Here is a 14,797-nt window from a genome sequence, read left to right on the forward strand (position 1 = left end):
ATCGGCCGTCGGCGGTTCGCGGAGCACGCACGCTAGTTGTTGCGGAGGGGCCGATCAGATGGACTTCGGGGTTTCGCTACCCCGCGCCACCTCCTTGAGTTACCGTCCCCCGCTCGCCAGTACGAAGTGGTACGAACTGCCGTTCGCTGTCCGGGCGTTCATTCCCTTCCGGCTCCGGATTCCCGTTCCGGATTCCGCTTCGGGACGGCGCCGCCGCTCACTCCCCGGCGGCCGGCGCGCTCCCCGCGCCGCTGCCCGCCCCGCTCGCCATCGCCGCGGGCCCCCTCGGCGGCCAGGCCGGCCAGCCGTGCACCGGCGGCACCGCGGCGGCCCGCCACCACGGCTCCACGGTCAGCTCGTCGGCGGGCTCGAACGGCTTGCCGGGCACCGGCGCCGCGAGCTTCGCGCCGGCCGCCATGGCCGCCGCTGCCGTGCGCTCCGCCGGCTCCGCCCACGGGTGCGGCGCCAGGTTGAAAGTGCCCCAGTGGATCGGCAGCAGGGCGCCGGCGGGGCGGCCGCCGCCGAGGTCGAGGTGGGCGCGCAGGCCCTCTTCGGGCGTCATGTGGATGTCGGGCCAGAACTCCTCGCTGTACGCACCGATCTGGATCATGGTGAGGTCGAACGGGCCGTGTGCCTTCCCGATCTCCGCGAAGCCGCCGAAGTAGCCCGTGTCGCCGCTGTGGAACACGCGGTGCTCGGGCCCGGCGACCACCCAGGACGCCCACAGCGTGTGCTGCGGGCCGCGCAGCCCGCGCCCGCAGAAGTGCTGCGCCGGGGTGGCGGTCAGCGTCAGCTCCCCCACCCGCGTCGATTCGTGCCAGTCCAGCTCCGTGATCCGCTCCGGCGGCACGCCCCAGTACTCCAGGTCGGCGCCGATGCCGAGCGGCACGACGAAGGCGGTGCCGGTGGTGATCAGGCCCTGGATGGTGGGCATGTCGAGGTGGTCGTAGTGGTCGTGCGAGATGACGACGGCGTCGACCGGCGCCAGCTCCGTCAGCGGCAGTGGCACCGGGTGCAGCCGCCGTGGCCCGATCCAGGTGAACGGCGAGCAGCGCTCGCCCCAGACCGGGTCGAACAGCACCCGCTGCCCGTCGATCTCCGCCAGCACACTCGAATGGCCCATCCAGGTGATACGCAGCCCGGAGGCGGGCGGCCGGGCCCAATCGGCCGCGGTCGGGTGGTGCACGGGAATCTCGCCCACGGGTGCCCTGCGCAGCCGGCCGTCCCTGTTCAGCTGCGTACGGACCATGGGCAGGGTCGAGCCCTGGAGGAGCTGCCGGGTGGCGACCGGGTTGCGGAACTGCCCGTCCACGAACTGCGGGGAGCGGCGGATCCTGGCCAGGCGCTCTCCTGTGGGCACGGCGCCGAATGCGGCGGTGCGCCACGAGCCGGTACTCATGCGCCAAGAGCGGGGAGCGGTCACGACACCTCCAAGTTCGGGACGGTCACAACACCATCACCCTCAACGGGCAACCGCGCGACCGGCCCGGGCATTCCGCGTACCACCGGTCGGGGGACGGGTACCCAGCCGGAGGGCGGGGGACACCGAGTGCCTTACGGGGGCGGCGTGCCCTGCGGGAAGTCGTAGCGGCGGTGGTCGCCGACGGGCCGGTAGCCGAGCCGCTCGTACAGGGCCGTGCTGGTGCGGTTGGCGGTGTCGGCGAAGAGGAGCACCTGCTCGGCTCCGGCCGCGAGCGCGCCGCGCGTCACCGCGGCCGTGGCGCCCGCCGCGTAGCCGTTGCGGCGCAGCGCGGGCGGTGTGTAGACGGGGCCGACCCGCACCATGCCGCCGACCGTGCGGGTGAGGCCGGCCAGCGACGCCGGGCGTCCGTCGGCCTCCCAGAGCGTGAGCCCGCCGTAGGACAGCCGGTCGTCGACCGCGCGGTCGTGCCCGTACGGCTCGCCGCCGCTCTCCCGCGCGAAGGCGCCCCACCAGTCCACGAGGAGGCCGCGGTCGGCGGCGGTGGCGGCGCGGGCGCTGCCGCGCGGCGCCGGGTCCGGCGGGGCCGGCTCCCCCAGGCGGTACAGCCGGAGGTGCGTCCGCAGCCGCGCGGCGCGGCCCGTGCGGCGCTCCCAGGCGGCGGTGAACGCGTCGGCGGCGGGCCGCGCGCCGTTGGCCCCGCCGACCGGCAGCGGCCCGGCCGCGAGGACCTCCAGGAGCTCGGCGGCGGCCCGGTCGGGCATCGGCGAGAGCACCGGCAGGCGCGGCGGGGTCCACAGGAACGCGCCCGTGGTCCGGCCGTCCGGGCCGCGCCACCAGCCGTACCGGGGTGGCTCGTCGCCATAGGCCGCGGGGCCCGCGGCGGCCAGGGTGGCCGCGACGCCGAGCAGCACCGTGTGCTCGGCGGGTCGAGAGTGCACGAAGCCGCCCGCGTGGGTCAGGAAGGTGTCGAGGTCATCCGTCGTCGTCCAGCTCATGGTCCACAGCGTGCGACCGGCCCCAGGGGGCGCGCAGCCGCTTTTTCAGGACGCGGCCCGCTCCAGCGCGCCAACACGGAGCGTGAGGTTGACGCGGCCCTTCAGGCCGAGCTCCGCGGGGGCGGTGCCGGGTGCGGTGCGCGGTACACCGTGGTACGCCCACCGGGACGGGCCGCCGAACACGAAGAGGTCGCCGCTGCGCAGCTCGACATCGGTCCAGGGCCGGTTCCTGGTCTCGGTGTTGCCGAACCGGAAGACGCAGGTGTCGCCGAGGCTGAGGGAGATCACGGGCGCGGCGGAGCGCTCGTCGATGTCCTGGTGCATGCCCATCCGGGCGTCGTCGCCGTAGAAGTTGAGCAGGGCGATGTCGTACGGCGCGTCGGGCGCGTACGGTGCCGCGCCCAGTCCGCTGCCGTACGCGGCCCGCAGCGCCCGGTCGGTGAGCGCGCGGAGCCGTTCGGGGAAGGGCTTCACGGGCGCGCCGTCGCCGTCCACGACGGTACGGGTGTAGGCGTACGGATAGGAGTGCCGGCCCGGGCAGTCGGGGTTGCGCCGGACCGCGCGGCCGCAGTCCGGGCAGCGGGGCACCGCGCTCCAGTGCCAGCCCAGGCAGACCTGACGGACGGACATCACGCCGCCGCCCGGAGTCCGTACGGTCCGCAGCCCGGCCGGCTGCCCGGCCCACTCCCGGCACGCCGCCAACAGCTCCCGCTGCTCCCCCGGGTCCAGCCAGTCCGGCACGTGTACCGCGCCGGGCGCCACCTCCGTCCGCTCGCGCGGGAACACCTCGCGCGGGAACAGTCCGTCCGCTTCGCCCTCCATGTCTCCATCATCCCCCGGGGCCGCACGCCGTCGGGTATCGGCCAAGTGGCGCCGCGCCCGGCGGCCCCCGAGCGCGGGTCCCGCGGGCTGAGCAACACGCGGGGGCGGGGCCGCCGGGCGGACCGCACGGGGCGGGTGCGGCGCGCGGGCTGTCCGGAAAGCGGTGGTGGAGCGGCGCCAGGCACGTTCCGGCGGGTGACGGGGTAGTGACTTGCCGTTGCGCGGGGTGCGTGGCGTCTACACTCCCCGAAGCGGCCCCAATGGGCCGTTATCGGTCTCACCAGCCAGGGATTCAAGGACACTTGTGACATTCCAGCAGGGACTCCACCAGGACACCCGGCCGACGCAGCCGTACGACGTGCTGGTCGTCGGCGGATCGGGTGTGGACACGATCGTCCGGGTCGGCGCGCTGCCGGTTCCGCAGGCCGACTCCTTCGCCGTACCGCCGATCCGGGAATGGGCCGGGCATACGGGCACGGGCGTCGCGCTCGGCTGTGCGGCGCTCGGGCTGTCCACCGCGTTCGTGGACTTCATCGGTGCGGACCACGAGGGCGAGCTGGTCAGGGAGCGGCTGAAGGGCACCGGCGTCGACTTCGATCCGATGGTCTCCCCGCACGGGACCCGCCGCGCGGTCAACCTCGTCTCCCCCGACGGCCGCCGCACGTCCTTCTACGACGGCCGGGACCCGCTCGAGCTGCGGATGCCGCCCGAGCACTACTTCCCGTACCTCCGCCGGACCCGGCACGTGCATCTGTCGATCATGCACTTCGCGCGGTTCCTCTTCGACGACATCGCGGAGCTGGGCGTCCCCGTCTCCACCGATCTGCACGACTGGGACGGGCTGGCCGACCACCACCGGGAGTTCGCGCTCCGCTCGGACCTGGTGTTCCTCAGCGCGGCGGGCGCCGGGGAGCGGATCGGCGCGGTGATGCGGGAGATCCTGCGCGAGGGCCGGGCCGAGGCGGTGATCGCCACGGCGGGCGCGGGCGGCGCGTATCTGCTCACTCCGGACGACTCCACGCCGCGGCACGTTCCCGCGGCCGTGCCGGCGGCGCCGGTGGTGGACAGCAACGGCGCGGGCGATGCCTTCGTGTGCGGCTTCCTGCACGGCCGGCTGGCCGGGCAGGACCTGGAGGAGTGCGCCCGGCTGGGTACGCTCGCGGGCGCGCACGCCTGCACCTCGGAGGGCACGCACACCGCGCTCATCACGGCGGAGGAGCTGCGCGCGGCAGCGGCGGAAGAGGAGGAGCCCGCAGCCGAGCTGCGGACTCCCTCCCTCACGCCGTGAACTTCACCCCGTGAACCCCGTGAACCTCGTGAGGCTCACGCCTTGATGCCCACCCCGCCGTAGAAGATCGTGTTGTTGATCTCTTCGGCGGTGGGCACGGGGCCGTCCGGGCGCCACAGCGGTACCCGGACGACGCCCGGCTCCTGGAGCCGGAACGGGCCGAAGAGCCGCTGGACCGCGGCCCGGTCGCGGAGGTTGAGCGTGGCGGTGGTGTTCTTGTAGACGTTCAGGACGCCGTCCCGCGCCACCTCGTCCGTGCGGCCCTCCGCGTACTCCTCGTACGGCTCACCCGTGGCGTGGGAGAGGATCAGCCGGCTGCCGGCGGGCAGTGCGTCGGCGAGCGCCGCGACCACGCCGGCCGGGTCCTCGTCGTCGCGTACGAAGTGCAGTACGGCGACGAGCAGCACGGCCACCGGCTGATCGAAGTCGATCAGCGCGCGGACCTCGGGGGCGGCCAGCAGCTTCGCCGGGTCGCGGACATCGCCGAGGACGAAGCCGGTGCCCGGCGCGTTGGTGAGCCGGGCGCCCGCGTGGGTGGCCACGATCGGGTCGTTGTCGGCATAGACCACTCGCGCGTCCGGCATCTTCTCGCGCGCCACCTCATGGGTGTTGGGTGAGGTGGGGATGCCCGTGCCGAGGTCGAGGAACTGCCGGATGCCGGCGCGTGCCGCGTCCCGGACGGCGCGCTGCATGAAGGCGCGGTTGGCGCGGGCGCTGTCGCGGACCTGCGGGTGGACGCGGATCACCTCGTCGGCGGCCTCGCGGTCGATCGCGTAGTTGTCCCAGCCGCCGAGGTAGTAGTCGTACATCCGCGCGGGATGCGGCCTGCTGGTGTCGATCTCGTCTGCCGTGAAGCCCTGCTCCGCCGGAAGACTGTGGTCCGCGAGCGGACTGGGGTCCGCAGGGAAGGTCGCGTCGCTCATGCGCTCCTCCGGTCCGCGCAGACACAGGGCGCCGCGTGCAGCAGGAAGTCCGCCTCGCCGGCCTTCGCGCCCCGGATGAAGCTCTCGATCTCGCCGTGGGTGTAGATCAGCGCCGGGCCGTTGGGATCGGTGGACTGGCGCAGCGCCACCCGGCCGTCCTTGAGTCTCATCGCCTCGACGCACTCGCCGCCGTTGCCGCCGCTCCACGGCTTGTGCCAGCCCTCGCTGCCCAGCTCGCTGGCCGGCATGCCGTTGTAGATACGTGTGCGATCCATGGGGGGTTAGATCTCCTTGCGAAAGCCCGTCAGAAGGGCTGCGGTGCGGTGTGCGGGCGCGGCCTGCGCGCACATCCGGTCCAGCGCTTCCAGGAACTGCGAGACATCGCCGCGCTGGTCGAAGTACACGGCGCCGACCAGGCTCTCCGCGTACGCGATGTCGGGCAGCTCCGGGATGGGGAACCGGAAGATGTGGAACGGCCCGTACATGGCGGGGTGCGGGCCGGTGGCGAAGGGGATGATCTGCAGCCGTACGTTGGGCAGTTCGGTGGCCTCGATCAGCCGGTCGAGCTGTTCGCGCATGACATCGGAGCCGCCGACCGGGCGGCGCAGCACCGTCTCGTCCAACACGGCCCACAGCATGGGCGCGTTGTCGCGGCGGAGCAGCGACTGGCGTTCCATGCGCAGGTCGACGGCGCGGTCGATCTCCTCGGGGGCGGCGTGCGGCATACCGGCGCGCAGCACGGCGCGCGCGTAGCCCTCGGTCTGCAGCAGGCCGGGTACGTAGTGCGGCTGGTAGGCGCGGATGAGGTTGGCGGCGCTCTCCAGGCTGACGTACGCGCTGAACCAGTCGGGCAGTACGTCGCGGAAACGGTGCCACCAGCCGGGGCGGTTGGCCTCCCGGGCGAGTGCGACGAAAGTCTCACTCTCCTCCGCGTCGGTGACGCCGTAGGTGGCGAGCAGCTTCTCCACGTACGGGATCTTCAGCCCGACCTCGGCCTTCTCCATGCGGCGTACGGTCGCGTGCGTGACGTCCAGTGCCTCTGCGGCCTGTTCGAAGGAGAGTCCGGCCTTCTCTCGAAGGTCCTGCAGCCTCTTGCCGAGGACAACCCGCAGGACGGTCGGCGCTCCGCCCGACCGTGCGTCCACCACTTGTGATCTCCTCCAACTGAGTTACGTGCTCAGCAGTGTGTCATGCCATCAGAAGCGCCAACAGACTGTCATGACGATTCTGCAATTTACAGGTTGGTCCTTGCCAAGCTTGTTCAACATCGCACATAGTTGCGGAGTGCCTTCCTCCCACCACGCGGAATCGTTAAGGGGATGCGGCGGCGTCGCCGTCCAACTCCTCAGCGACGCCTTCCATTTGCCGGCGCTGCGCACCTCCGTTCCGGAGGCCCGCCGAAGAGTCACCTCGGCGCTGCGGACCTGGGGCGTGACCGAGCAGCTGCGCGACGACGCCGAGCTGGTGGTCTCGGAGCTCTTCACCAACGCCGTGCGGCACACCGACAGCGAGCGGGTCTCCTGCGAGCTGACCCTCGACGGCACGCGGCTGCGCGTGGCGGTCACCGACCAGGGACACAGCGACTCCCGGCCGCAGACCCAGCCCCGCAGTACGGACCGCGAGTCCGGCCGCGGCCTGCTGCTGGTCGGCGCGGTGTCGGAGGACTGGGGCGAACGGCCCGCCGACACCGGCCGGGGCCGGGTCGTGTGGGCGGACCTCGCGTACTAGTGGGTCTTCGGTGCCAGGAGACCCCGCGTACTAGCGAATGGTGGCGGCCGCCTGCGCGAGCGCGGCGGCGTCGGCCTCCAGCAGCGCCAGCTCGGGCCGCTTCGCCGTGACGCGGTCGCCCGAGGACTCGCCGCGCAGCCGCCGCCCGATCCACGGCACCAGGTGTTCGCGCGCCCAGTGGATGGTCTCGCGGCGGGCGTCGGCGGCGCTGCGCGCGGCCTCCGGCGGCCAGGGCTGGTCCGGCTCGGCCGGCACGTCCAGGCCGAGCACCTGCCCCGCACGGAGCGCCACCCGGGTGTGCCCGTCGGGCGAGAGGTGCAGCCGGTCGTCGCTCCAGGCGCGGCGGTCCTGCACGGACTTCAGCGACCACAGGTCCAGGACCGGGCAGCCGTACTGGTCGGCGATGGCCCGGACATGGGCGGTGTACGTGGCGATCTTGCCGCGCAGGTGCCTGAGCACGGGGATGTCGCGGGTGTCGAAGCCGGTGCACAGCAGGACCGTGCCGACCGACTCCTTGAGGTCGGCGACGGCGGCGGCGTAGCGCTCGGCGACGGCGTCCGGGTCGGAGCCGGGCCGGAGGATGTCGTTGCCGCCGGCGCAGAAGGTCACCAGGTCCGGGGCGAGCTCCTTGGCGCGCGGGACCTGCTCGGCGACGATCTGGTCCAGGAGGCGGCCCCGCACGGCGAGGTTCGCGTACCGGAAGTCGTGCTCCGGGCGGCGGTCGGAGAGCAGGACCGCGAGCCGGTCCGCCCAGCCGATGAACGTGCCGTCCGGACCGGGGTCGCCGACGCCCTCGGTGAAGCTGTCCCCGATGGCCGCGTACGACCCGAACGGGCCACTTTCCCTGCTGCTTATCTTCTTCGAATCCTCTGCCACGTCAGGACATACTTCACCTTCAGGAGTGACCTACGCCACCGTAACCATGGGTTGACGGCAGGTGATGATCGCCACTCAGTCAAATTCTGCCCAAGTCGGAATACGAGTGGACAGCAGCCCCGCGTCGAGACGGACGCCGAGCGACGGAGCCCCGACCGCATACCGACCGCTTCCCGACCACATACGGTCACGATCAGTGGCCGGACGAGCTAGTTGCCTATTGCACCAGTGCCGTATGGTCGAATCAGCCCGCTCGCCGACGAGCAGCGTCGGCGGCCGACGTAAAAGGAGCGCGCCCGTGACGACGCAGCAGCCGCCCCAGGTCAGGTCGACCGAGCCCCTGCTCACCGAGGTGCGCAACTTCCGGGACGTCGGCGGGCTGCCGACGGTCGACGGGCGGCGGGTGCGGCACGGCCGGCTCTTCCGCAGCGGTCACCTGGCGCACGCGACGGAGGCGGACGCCGCCTTCCTCGGCACGCTCGGCCTGCACACCATCTTCGACTTCCGCAACGCCGCCGACATCAAGCTGGAGGGCCCGGACGTCACCCTGCCCGGCGTGCGGCACGTCAACATCCCGCTCACCGACCCGGCCGACGGCGCGGAGTTCTGGGCGATGGTGCGCGACGGCGAGCTGGCCCAGCTGCGCGCGGCGCTGGGCGACGGGCAGGCGGCGGGCCGGATGGCGAAGACGTACCGGCACATCATCTCGACCCGCACCGCCGACCACAGCCGGGTGCTGCACTCCATAGCCGAGGAGAGCGTGCCGGCGCTGATGCACTGTGCGGCCGGCAAGGACCGCGCGGGCCTGTCGATCGCGGTCACGCTGCTCGCGGTGGGCGTGGAGCGGGAGGCCATCGAGGCGGACTACCTGGAGTCCAACGACCCGCGCCGGCGGTACAAGGTGCGCCGCTCCGACCGCTCGGCGGCCGGCATGTCCGAGGAGGTCATGGCGCTGCTCGCCCCGCTCTTCGACGCCCGCGCCGAGTACCTCCACGCGGCCTTCGACACCATCGAGTCCACCTGGGGCTCCACGGAGACCTACCTCACCGAGGGCCTGAAGCTCACCCCGGAAACCCGCGGCCGCCTCCGGCAACGGCTGCTGGAGGACTGAGGCGCCGATCGACGGCGGCCCCCGTACCGTCCAAGTGACGGGCCGGGGGCCGCCGTGTACTCGCCCTCAGCGGTTCGCCATCGCCTGCTTCACCAGCGTCCGCCCGAAGTCCCAGATCAGCCCGCCGCCCGCATGGGCGTCGTCCATGACGGCGGTGAACGCCGCGACGAAGCGGTCCACCTCCTCCGCGCCGATGATCAGCGGCGGAATGAGCTTGATGACTTCGAGGTGGTCGCCCGAGACCTGGGTGAGGATGCGGTGCTTCTGCAGCAGCGGTACGACGACCATCTGCGCGAACAGGCCCTTGCGCGCCGCCTGGAGCATCGTCCAACGGCCGCGCAGCGCCAGCGACTTCGGGCGGCCGAACTCGATGCCGATCATCAGGCCGCGGCCCCGCACGTCGTGCAGCAGCTCGTACTTGGGGATCAGCTCGGCCAGGCGGGTGCGCAGCAGGTCGCCCGTGGACCGCACGCCGGCGACGATCCTCTCGTCCTCCATGACCGTGAGGACCGCGAGCCCCGCGGCCATCGCCTGCGCGTTGGAGCCGAAGCTGGCGGAGTGCACCAGGACCCGGTCCATCGAGGAGTAGACCTTCTTGAAGACCGACTCCTTGCCGAGCGTGGCGCCGACCGGCACATAGCCGCCGGAGAGCGCCTTGGCCACGCAGACCAGGTCCGGTTCGACGCCGGGCTCGTGCTGGTACGCGAAGAAGTCGCCGGTGCGGCCGAGGCCGGTCTGCACCTCGTCGGCGATGAGCAGCGCCTTGTGCTTGTGCAGCAGTTCCTGTGCGGCGCGCAGGAAGCCGGGCGGGGTGGGGTGGACGCCCTTGCCCTGGATCGGCTCCACGACGAAGGCCGCCACGTCGCCGCGCTTCAGCTCCCGCTCCAGCGCTTCCAGATCGCCCATGTCGATCGCGGTGTCCGGCAGCAGCGGCGCGAAGCCGTCGCGGAAGCCGGCCTCGCCGTTGACCGAGAGCGAGCCCGTGGTCAGGCCGTGGAAGGCGTGGGTGCAGTACAGGACGCGCGGGCGGCCGGTCGCGTACCGGGCGAACTTCAGCGCCGTCTCGACGGCCTCCGTACCGCTGTTGCCGAAGAAGACCCGGTCCAGGTGCGGCGCGTACCGGAGCAGCTTCTCGGCGAGCAGGCCGGGCAGCGGCGGGCAGTCGAAGCGGGTGAGGTCGGCGAGCCCGGCGTCCAGTACGTCGTGCAGCGCCTGCCGGACCACGGGGTGGTGCCGGCCGAGGCCCATCACGCCGAATCCGGCGAGCATGTCCAGGTAGTCCTGCCCCTGGTCGTCCCAGAAGTACGCGCCCTCGGCCCGCTCGTAGACCTTGTCGAAGCCGATGGTGTGCAGCATCCGCGGCAGCTGGTGGTTCAGGTGCTTGGCGTGCAGGTCGTAGCGTTCGGCGCCGCGCTCGGCGAGCAGCTTGGTGAGGTCGAATCCGGTCATGCGTCGTTGGTCTCCTTGACGGCCGCGACGGCCGCCGCGCGGTCGTCCGTACGGGGCAGGCTCTCGGCGATGCGGCCCGCGATCTCCGCCGGGGTCAGCCCGATGTCGGCCAGCACCTCGCCCCGCTTGGCGTGCGCGAGGAACTGTTCGGGGATGCCGAAGGTGCGCAGCGGCAGGTCCACATCGGCGTCGCGGAGCGCCTGGCCGACCGCGGCGCCGACGCCGCCGGTGCGGCTGCTGTCCTCCACGACGGCCACCGCGGCGTGCCGCGCGGCCAGCCGCGGGATCTCCGGGTCGACGGGCTTGACCCAGCGCGGGTCGATCACCGTGGCGCCGATGCCGCGCGCCGCGAGCAGTTCGGCCGCCGCCAGGCAGACCGGCGCCATCACGCCGACCGCGACCAGCAGTACGTCCTCCCGCTCGCCCCGGGCGAGGACGTCCACTCCCCCGACGCGTTCCAGCGCGGGGATCGGCTCGCCGACGGACTCCTTGGGGTAGCGCACGACGGTGGGCGCGTCGGTCACGTCAACGGCCTCGCGGAGCTCGGCGCGGAGCTGGTCGGCGTCGCGCGGCGCGGCGATCCGCAGGCCCGGCACGACCTGGAGGATCGACATGTCCCACATGCCGTTGTGGCTCGGCCCGTCGGTGCCGGTGACGCCCGCCCGGTCCAGTACGAAGGTGACCCCGCACTTGTGCAGCGCCACGTCCATCAGGATCTGGTCGAAGGCGCGGTTGAGGAAGGTCGCGTAGACCGCGAAGACCGGGTGCAGGCCGCCGGTGGCCAGCCCGGCCGCCGAGACCGCGGCGTGCTGTTCGGCGATGCCCACGTCCCAGACCCGGCCCGGATACGCGGCGGCGAACTTGCCCAGCCCCACGGGCTGCAGCATCGCCGCGGTGAGGGCCACCACGTCCGGCCGCTCGGCACCGATGCGGACCATCTCGTCGGCGAAGACGGAGGTCCAGGACGGCGGGCCGGGCGGTGCGACCGGCGCGCAGGTGAGCGGGTCCATCGCGCCGACGGTATGAAAGCGGTCGGCCTCGTCCTCCAGGGCCGGCCGGTAGCCGCGGCCCTTTTCGGTGAGGCAGTGCACCAGTACGGGGCCGTGGAAGCGGGCGGCGCGGCGGAGCGCGGACTCCACGGCCTCGATGTCGTGCCCGTCGATCGGGCCGACGTACTTCAGGCCCAGGTCCTCGAACATGCCCTGGGGCGCGAAGGCGTCCTTGAAGCCCTTCTTCGCGCCGTGCAGCGACTCGTACAGCGGCTTGCCGACGACCGGGGTGCGGTGCAGGACCTCCTTGCCCCAGGAGAGGAAGCGCTCGTAGCCGTCGGTGGTGCGGAGGGTGGCGAGGTGGTCGGCGAGGCCGCCGATGGTGGGCGCGTAGGAACGCTCGTTGTCGTTGACGACGATGATCAGCGGCCGGTCCTCGGCCGCGATGTTGTTGAGCGCCTCCCAGGCCATGCCGCCGGTGAGCGCACCGTCCCCGGTCACCGCGACGACATGGTCGCTCCTGCCCAGTACTTGATTGGCCTTGGCCAGCCCGTCGGCCCAGCCGAGCACCGTGGAGGCATGGCTGTTCTCGATGACGTCGTGGACGGATTCCTCGCGCGAGGGGTAACCGGACAGGCCGCCCTTGCCGCGGAGCTTGGAGAAGTCCTGCCGGCCGGTCAGGATCTTGTGGACGTACGACTGGTGCCCGGTGTCCCACAGGATGCGGTCGGCGGGCGAGTCGAACACCCGGTGCAGGGCGATGGTCAGCTCGACCACGCCCAGGTTGGGTCCGAGGTGGCCGCCGGTGCGGGCGACCGCCCGGATGAGGAACTGGCGAATCTCCGCGGCCAGTTCGCCGAGGCGGTCGGCCGGCACCTCCTTGAGGTCCTGCGGTTCCCGGATGTATTCGAGCATCGACATGCTGGGTCCCCCTCCTCTTTGTTCTTGCCGACGGAGCCGCCGGGTCGTCGGCCGACGGCGGCGCCGGGGGTCGGTTCAGCCGACGGTGACGTCGGGGGCGCCGGTGGCCGCTCCCTCGGCCGCCATGCGTTCGGCGATCTTCATGGCTTCCTCGATGAGGGTCTCCACGATCTTCGACTCCGGCACGGTCTTGATGACCTCGCCCTTCACGAAGATCTGCCCCTTGCCGTTGCCGGAGGCGACGCCGAGGTCCGCCTCGCGGGCCTCACCGGGGCCGTTGACGACACAGCCCATCACCGCGACGCGGAGCGGCACCTCCATGCCGTCCAGCCCCGCGGTGACCTCCTCGGCCAGCTTGTACACATCCACCTGGGCGCGGCCGCACGACGGACACGAGACGATCTCCAGGCGGCGCTGGCGCAGGTTCAGCGACTCCAGGATGGAGATGCCGACCTTGACCTCCTCGACGGGCGGCGCGGAGAGGGAGACACGGATGGTGTCGCCGATGCCCTCGCTCAGCAGCGCCCCGAAGGCCACGGCGGACTTGATCGTGCCCTGGAACGCCGGGCCCGCCTCGGTCACGCCCAGGTGCAGCGGGTAGTCGCACTGCGCGGCCAGCTGCCGATAGGCATTGACCATCACGACCGGGTCGTTGTGCTTGACGGAGATCTTGATGTCGCGGAAGCCGTGCTCCTCGAAGAGGGACGCCTCCCACAGCGCCGACTCCACCAGCGCCTCGGGCGTGGCCTTGCCGTACTTCTGCAGCAGGCGGCGGTCCAGCGACCCGGCGTTCACACCGATCCGGATGGGCGTCCCCGCTGCCCCGGCGGCGTGCGCGATCTCCTTGACCCTGTCGTCGAACTGCTTGATGTTGCCGGGGTTCACGCGGACCGCCGCACAGCCCGCGTCGATCGCCGCGAACACGTACTTCGGCTGGAAGTGGATGTCCGCGATCACCGGGATCTGCGACTTCTTGGCGATGACGGGCAGCGCGTCCGCATCGTCCTGCGTGGGGCAGGCCACCCGCACGATCTGGCAGCCGGACGCCGTCAGCTCCGCGATCTGCTGCAGCGTCGCCCCGATGTCGGCCGTACGCGTCGTCGTCATCGACTGTACGGAGACGGGCGCTCCCCCGCCCACGGCCACCGGCCCGACCTGGATCCGGCGCGAGACGCGCCGGATGGCCAGCGGCCGGGCCGGGACGACGGGCAGCCCCAAGGTGACAGGACCACTGGTCATGACGTCACCCGCGGCTTCCGGCGACGGTCTCGCGGGCGGCGCGCAGCGACTCCTTCAGGGAGCCCATGGTCGCCAGGACGGCGGTCGGCTCGTAGCCGCAGTGCGCCATGCAGTTGGCGCAGCGCGGGTCCTTGCCGCGGCCGTACTTGTCCCAGTCGGTCTCCTCGATCAGCTCCCGGTACGTGGGGACGTACCCGTCGCTCATCAGGTAGCAGGGGCGCTGCCAGCCGAACAGGGAGTAGTTCGGGATCGCCCAGGCGGTGCAGGGGAAGTCCGCCTTGCCTTCCAGGAAGTCCAGGAAGAGCGGGCTGTGGTTCAGCCGCCAGCGGCGTCGGTTGCCGCCCGCGAACGCCTTCTTGAACAGCTCCCTGGTCTGCTCGACGCCGAGGAAGTGCTCCTGGTCGGGGGCCTTCTCGTAGGCGTAGGCGGGCGAGAGCATCATCTCGTCGACCTTGAGGTCGTCGTTGAGGTAGTTGAGCACCTCGATGATGGTCTGCGGGGTGTCGGTGTTGAAGAAGGTGGAGTTCGTGGTGACGCGGAAGCCGCGGCGCTTGGCCTCCTTGATGGCCTCCACGGCCTCGTCGAAGACGCCTTCCTTGGCCACGGACTCGTCGTGGCGCTCGCGCATCCCGTCGATGTGCACGGCGAAGGCGAAGTACGGCGAGGGGGTGAACTTGTCCATCTTCTTGCGCAGCAGCATGGCGTTGGTGCACAGGAAGACGTACTTCTTCTTGTCCACCAGCTGGCGCACGATCTCGTCGATCTGAGGGTGCATCAGCGGCTCGCCGCCCGCGATGGAGACCATCGGAGCGCCGGACTCCAGTACGGCACCGACCGCCTGGGCGACCGGCATCCGCTGCTTCAGCACCCCGGCCGGGTGCTGGATCTTTCCGCAGCCCTCGCACGCGAGGTTGCAGGCGTACAGCGGCTCCAGTTCGACGATGAGCGGGAACTTCTCACGCCGCCGGAGCATTTTCTGTTCAAAGAGATAGGTCCCGACCCTGATGGTCTGACGGAGCGGCATGGCCATCTG

Annotated in this window: 14 protein-coding genes; 3 read left to right on the forward strand and 11 right to left on the reverse strand. The window is 71.8% G+C overall.

The annotated features are described in order from the left end of the window. Positions 1-217 precede the first annotated feature (217 nt). The 3 genes from AB0I82_RS04330 to AB0I82_RS04340 form a co-directional block, all read right to left on the reverse strand. On the reverse strand, positions 218-1,399 hold the full coding sequence (locus AB0I82_RS04330; protein WP_363255535.1) for an MBL fold metallo-hydrolase: 1,182 nt from the start codon (positions 1,397-1,399) through the stop codon (positions 218-220). A gap of 155 nt (positions 1,400-1,554) precedes the next feature. Further along, positions 1,555-2,418 carry a GNAT family N-acetyltransferase gene (locus AB0I82_RS04335; protein ID WP_363255536.1) on the reverse strand — a complete coding sequence of 288 codons (864 nt, stop codon included), beginning with the start codon at positions 2,416-2,418 and terminating at the stop codon, positions 1,555-1,557. A gap of 45 nt (positions 2,419-2,463) precedes the next feature. Continuing rightward, positions 2,464-3,240 carry an alpha-ketoglutarate-dependent dioxygenase AlkB gene (locus tag AB0I82_RS04340; protein ID WP_363255538.1) on the reverse strand — a complete coding sequence of 259 codons (777 nt, stop codon included), beginning with the start codon at positions 3,238-3,240 and terminating at the stop codon, positions 2,464-2,466. A gap of 361 nt (positions 3,241-3,601) precedes the next feature. On the opposite strand from AB0I82_RS04340, the gene AB0I82_RS04345 reads away from it, so the two are divergent. Beyond that, on the forward strand, positions 3,602-4,528 hold the full coding sequence (locus AB0I82_RS04345; protein ID WP_363256066.1) for a carbohydrate kinase family protein: 927 nt from the start codon (positions 3,602-3,604) through the stop codon (positions 4,526-4,528). A gap of 35 nt (positions 4,529-4,563) precedes the next feature. Here the strand turns inward: AB0I82_RS04345 and AB0I82_RS04350 are convergent, their stop codons facing one another. From AB0I82_RS04350 to AB0I82_RS04360, 3 genes are all read right to left on the reverse strand, one after another. Continuing rightward, a complete protein-coding gene (locus AB0I82_RS04350) occupies positions 4,564-5,337 on the reverse strand; it encodes an SAM-dependent methyltransferase (RefSeq protein WP_363256067.1) in 774 nt (257 codons plus the stop codon). A gap of 110 nt (positions 5,338-5,447) precedes the next feature. After that, on the reverse strand, positions 5,448-5,726 hold the full coding sequence (locus AB0I82_RS04355) for a DUF397 domain-containing protein (protein WP_363255539.1): 279 nt from the start codon (positions 5,724-5,726) through the stop codon (positions 5,448-5,450). A 6-nt stretch (positions 5,727-5,732) separates the two neighbouring features. Beyond that, positions 5,733-6,599 (reverse strand): helix-turn-helix transcriptional regulator, encoded by an 867-nt coding sequence (locus AB0I82_RS04360; protein WP_363255540.1) that lies wholly within the window; start codon positions 6,597-6,599, stop codon positions 5,733-5,735. 136 nt (positions 6,600-6,735) lie between these two features. Between AB0I82_RS04360 and AB0I82_RS04365 the strand changes: the two genes are divergently transcribed. Beyond that, positions 6,736-7,179, forward strand: a complete 444-nt coding sequence (locus AB0I82_RS04365; RefSeq protein WP_363255541.1) for an ATP-binding protein — start codon at positions 6,736-6,738, stop codon at positions 7,177-7,179. A 30-nt stretch (positions 7,180-7,209) separates the two neighbouring features. Here AB0I82_RS04365 and AB0I82_RS04370 read toward each other — a convergent pair whose 3' ends face one another. After that, on the reverse strand, positions 7,210-8,055 hold the full coding sequence (locus AB0I82_RS04370; protein ID WP_363255542.1) for an SGNH/GDSL hydrolase family protein: 846 nt from the start codon (positions 8,053-8,055) through the stop codon (positions 7,210-7,212). A gap of 298 nt (positions 8,056-8,353) precedes the next feature. Between AB0I82_RS04370 and AB0I82_RS04375 the strand changes: the two genes are divergently transcribed. Further along, entirely contained in the window at positions 8,354-9,166 is an 813-nt protein-coding gene (locus AB0I82_RS04375; RefSeq protein ID WP_363255543.1) for a tyrosine-protein phosphatase, read from the forward strand. Positions 9,167-9,232: 66 nt separating this feature from the next. On the opposite strand, the gene AB0I82_RS04380 is transcribed toward AB0I82_RS04375, so the two are convergent. The 4 genes from AB0I82_RS04380 to hpnH all read right to left on the reverse strand — a co-directional run bounded on the left by AB0I82_RS04380 (position 9,233) and on the right by hpnH (position 14,794). Next, positions 9,233-10,615, reverse strand: coding sequence for an aspartate aminotransferase family protein (locus AB0I82_RS04380; protein WP_363255544.1), 1,383 nt, complete (start codon positions 10,613-10,615; stop codon positions 9,233-9,235). Beyond that, on the reverse strand, positions 10,612-12,525 hold the full coding sequence (dxs, locus tag AB0I82_RS04385) for a 1-deoxy-D-xylulose-5-phosphate synthase (RefSeq protein WP_363255545.1): 1,914 nt from the start codon (positions 12,523-12,525) through the stop codon (positions 10,612-10,614). The genes AB0I82_RS04380 and dxs overlap by 4 nt, the downstream gene beginning before the upstream one ends. A 75-nt stretch (positions 12,526-12,600) precedes the next feature. Next, the gene (gene ispG / locus AB0I82_RS04390) at positions 12,601-13,764 is read right to left on the reverse strand and encodes a flavodoxin-dependent (E)-4-hydroxy-3-methylbut-2-enyl-diphosphate synthase (protein WP_363255547.1); all 1,164 of its coding nucleotides are present in this window, start codon (positions 13,762-13,764) and stop codon (positions 12,601-12,603) included. Between the two features lie 4 nt (positions 13,765-13,768). After that, positions 13,769-14,794, reverse strand: a complete 1,026-nt coding sequence (hpnH, locus tag AB0I82_RS04395; RefSeq protein ID WP_363255548.1) for an adenosyl-hopene transferase HpnH — start codon at positions 14,792-14,794, stop codon at positions 13,769-13,771. Positions 14,795-14,797 lie beyond the last annotated feature (3 nt).

This window comes from Streptomyces sp. NPDC050315 (genome assembly GCF_040655775.1).
Lineage (GTDB): Bacteria > Actinomycetota > Actinomycetes > Streptomycetales > Streptomycetaceae > Streptomyces.

Excerpts from the sequence above, each read along its gene's own strand:
- AB0I82_RS04330 (WP_363255535.1), bottom strand. The coding sequence starts at position 1,399 with ATGAGTACCGGCTCGTGGCGCACCGCCGCATTCGGCGCCGTGCCCACA.
- AB0I82_RS04335 (WP_363255536.1), bottom strand. The coding sequence starts at position 2,418 with ATGAGCTGGACGACGACGGATGACCTCGACACCTTCCTGACCCACGCG.
- AB0I82_RS04340 (WP_363255538.1), bottom strand. The coding sequence starts at position 3,240 with ATGGAGGGCGAAGCGGACGGACTGTTCCCGCGCGAGGTGTTCCCGCGC.
- AB0I82_RS04350 (WP_363256067.1), bottom strand. The coding sequence starts at position 5,337 with ATGTACGACTACTACCTCGGCGGCTGGGACAACTACGCGATCGACCGC.
- AB0I82_RS04355 (WP_363255539.1), bottom strand. The coding sequence starts at position 5,726 with ATGGATCGCACACGTATCTACAACGGCATGCCGGCCAGCGAGCTGGGC.
- AB0I82_RS04380 (WP_363255544.1), bottom strand. The coding sequence starts at position 10,615 with ATGACCGGATTCGACCTCACCAAGCTGCTCGCCGAGCGCGGCGCCGAA.
- dxs (WP_363255545.1), bottom strand. The coding sequence starts at position 12,525 with ATGTCGATGCTCGAATACATCCGGGAACCGCAGGACCTCAAGGAGGTG.
- ispG (WP_363255547.1), bottom strand. The coding sequence starts at position 13,764 with ATGACCAGTGGTCCTGTCACCTTGGGGCTGCCCGTCGTCCCGGCCCGG.
- hpnH (WP_363255548.1), bottom strand. The coding sequence starts at position 14,794 with ATGGCCATGCCGCTCCGTCAGACCATCAGGGTCGGGACCTATCTCTTT.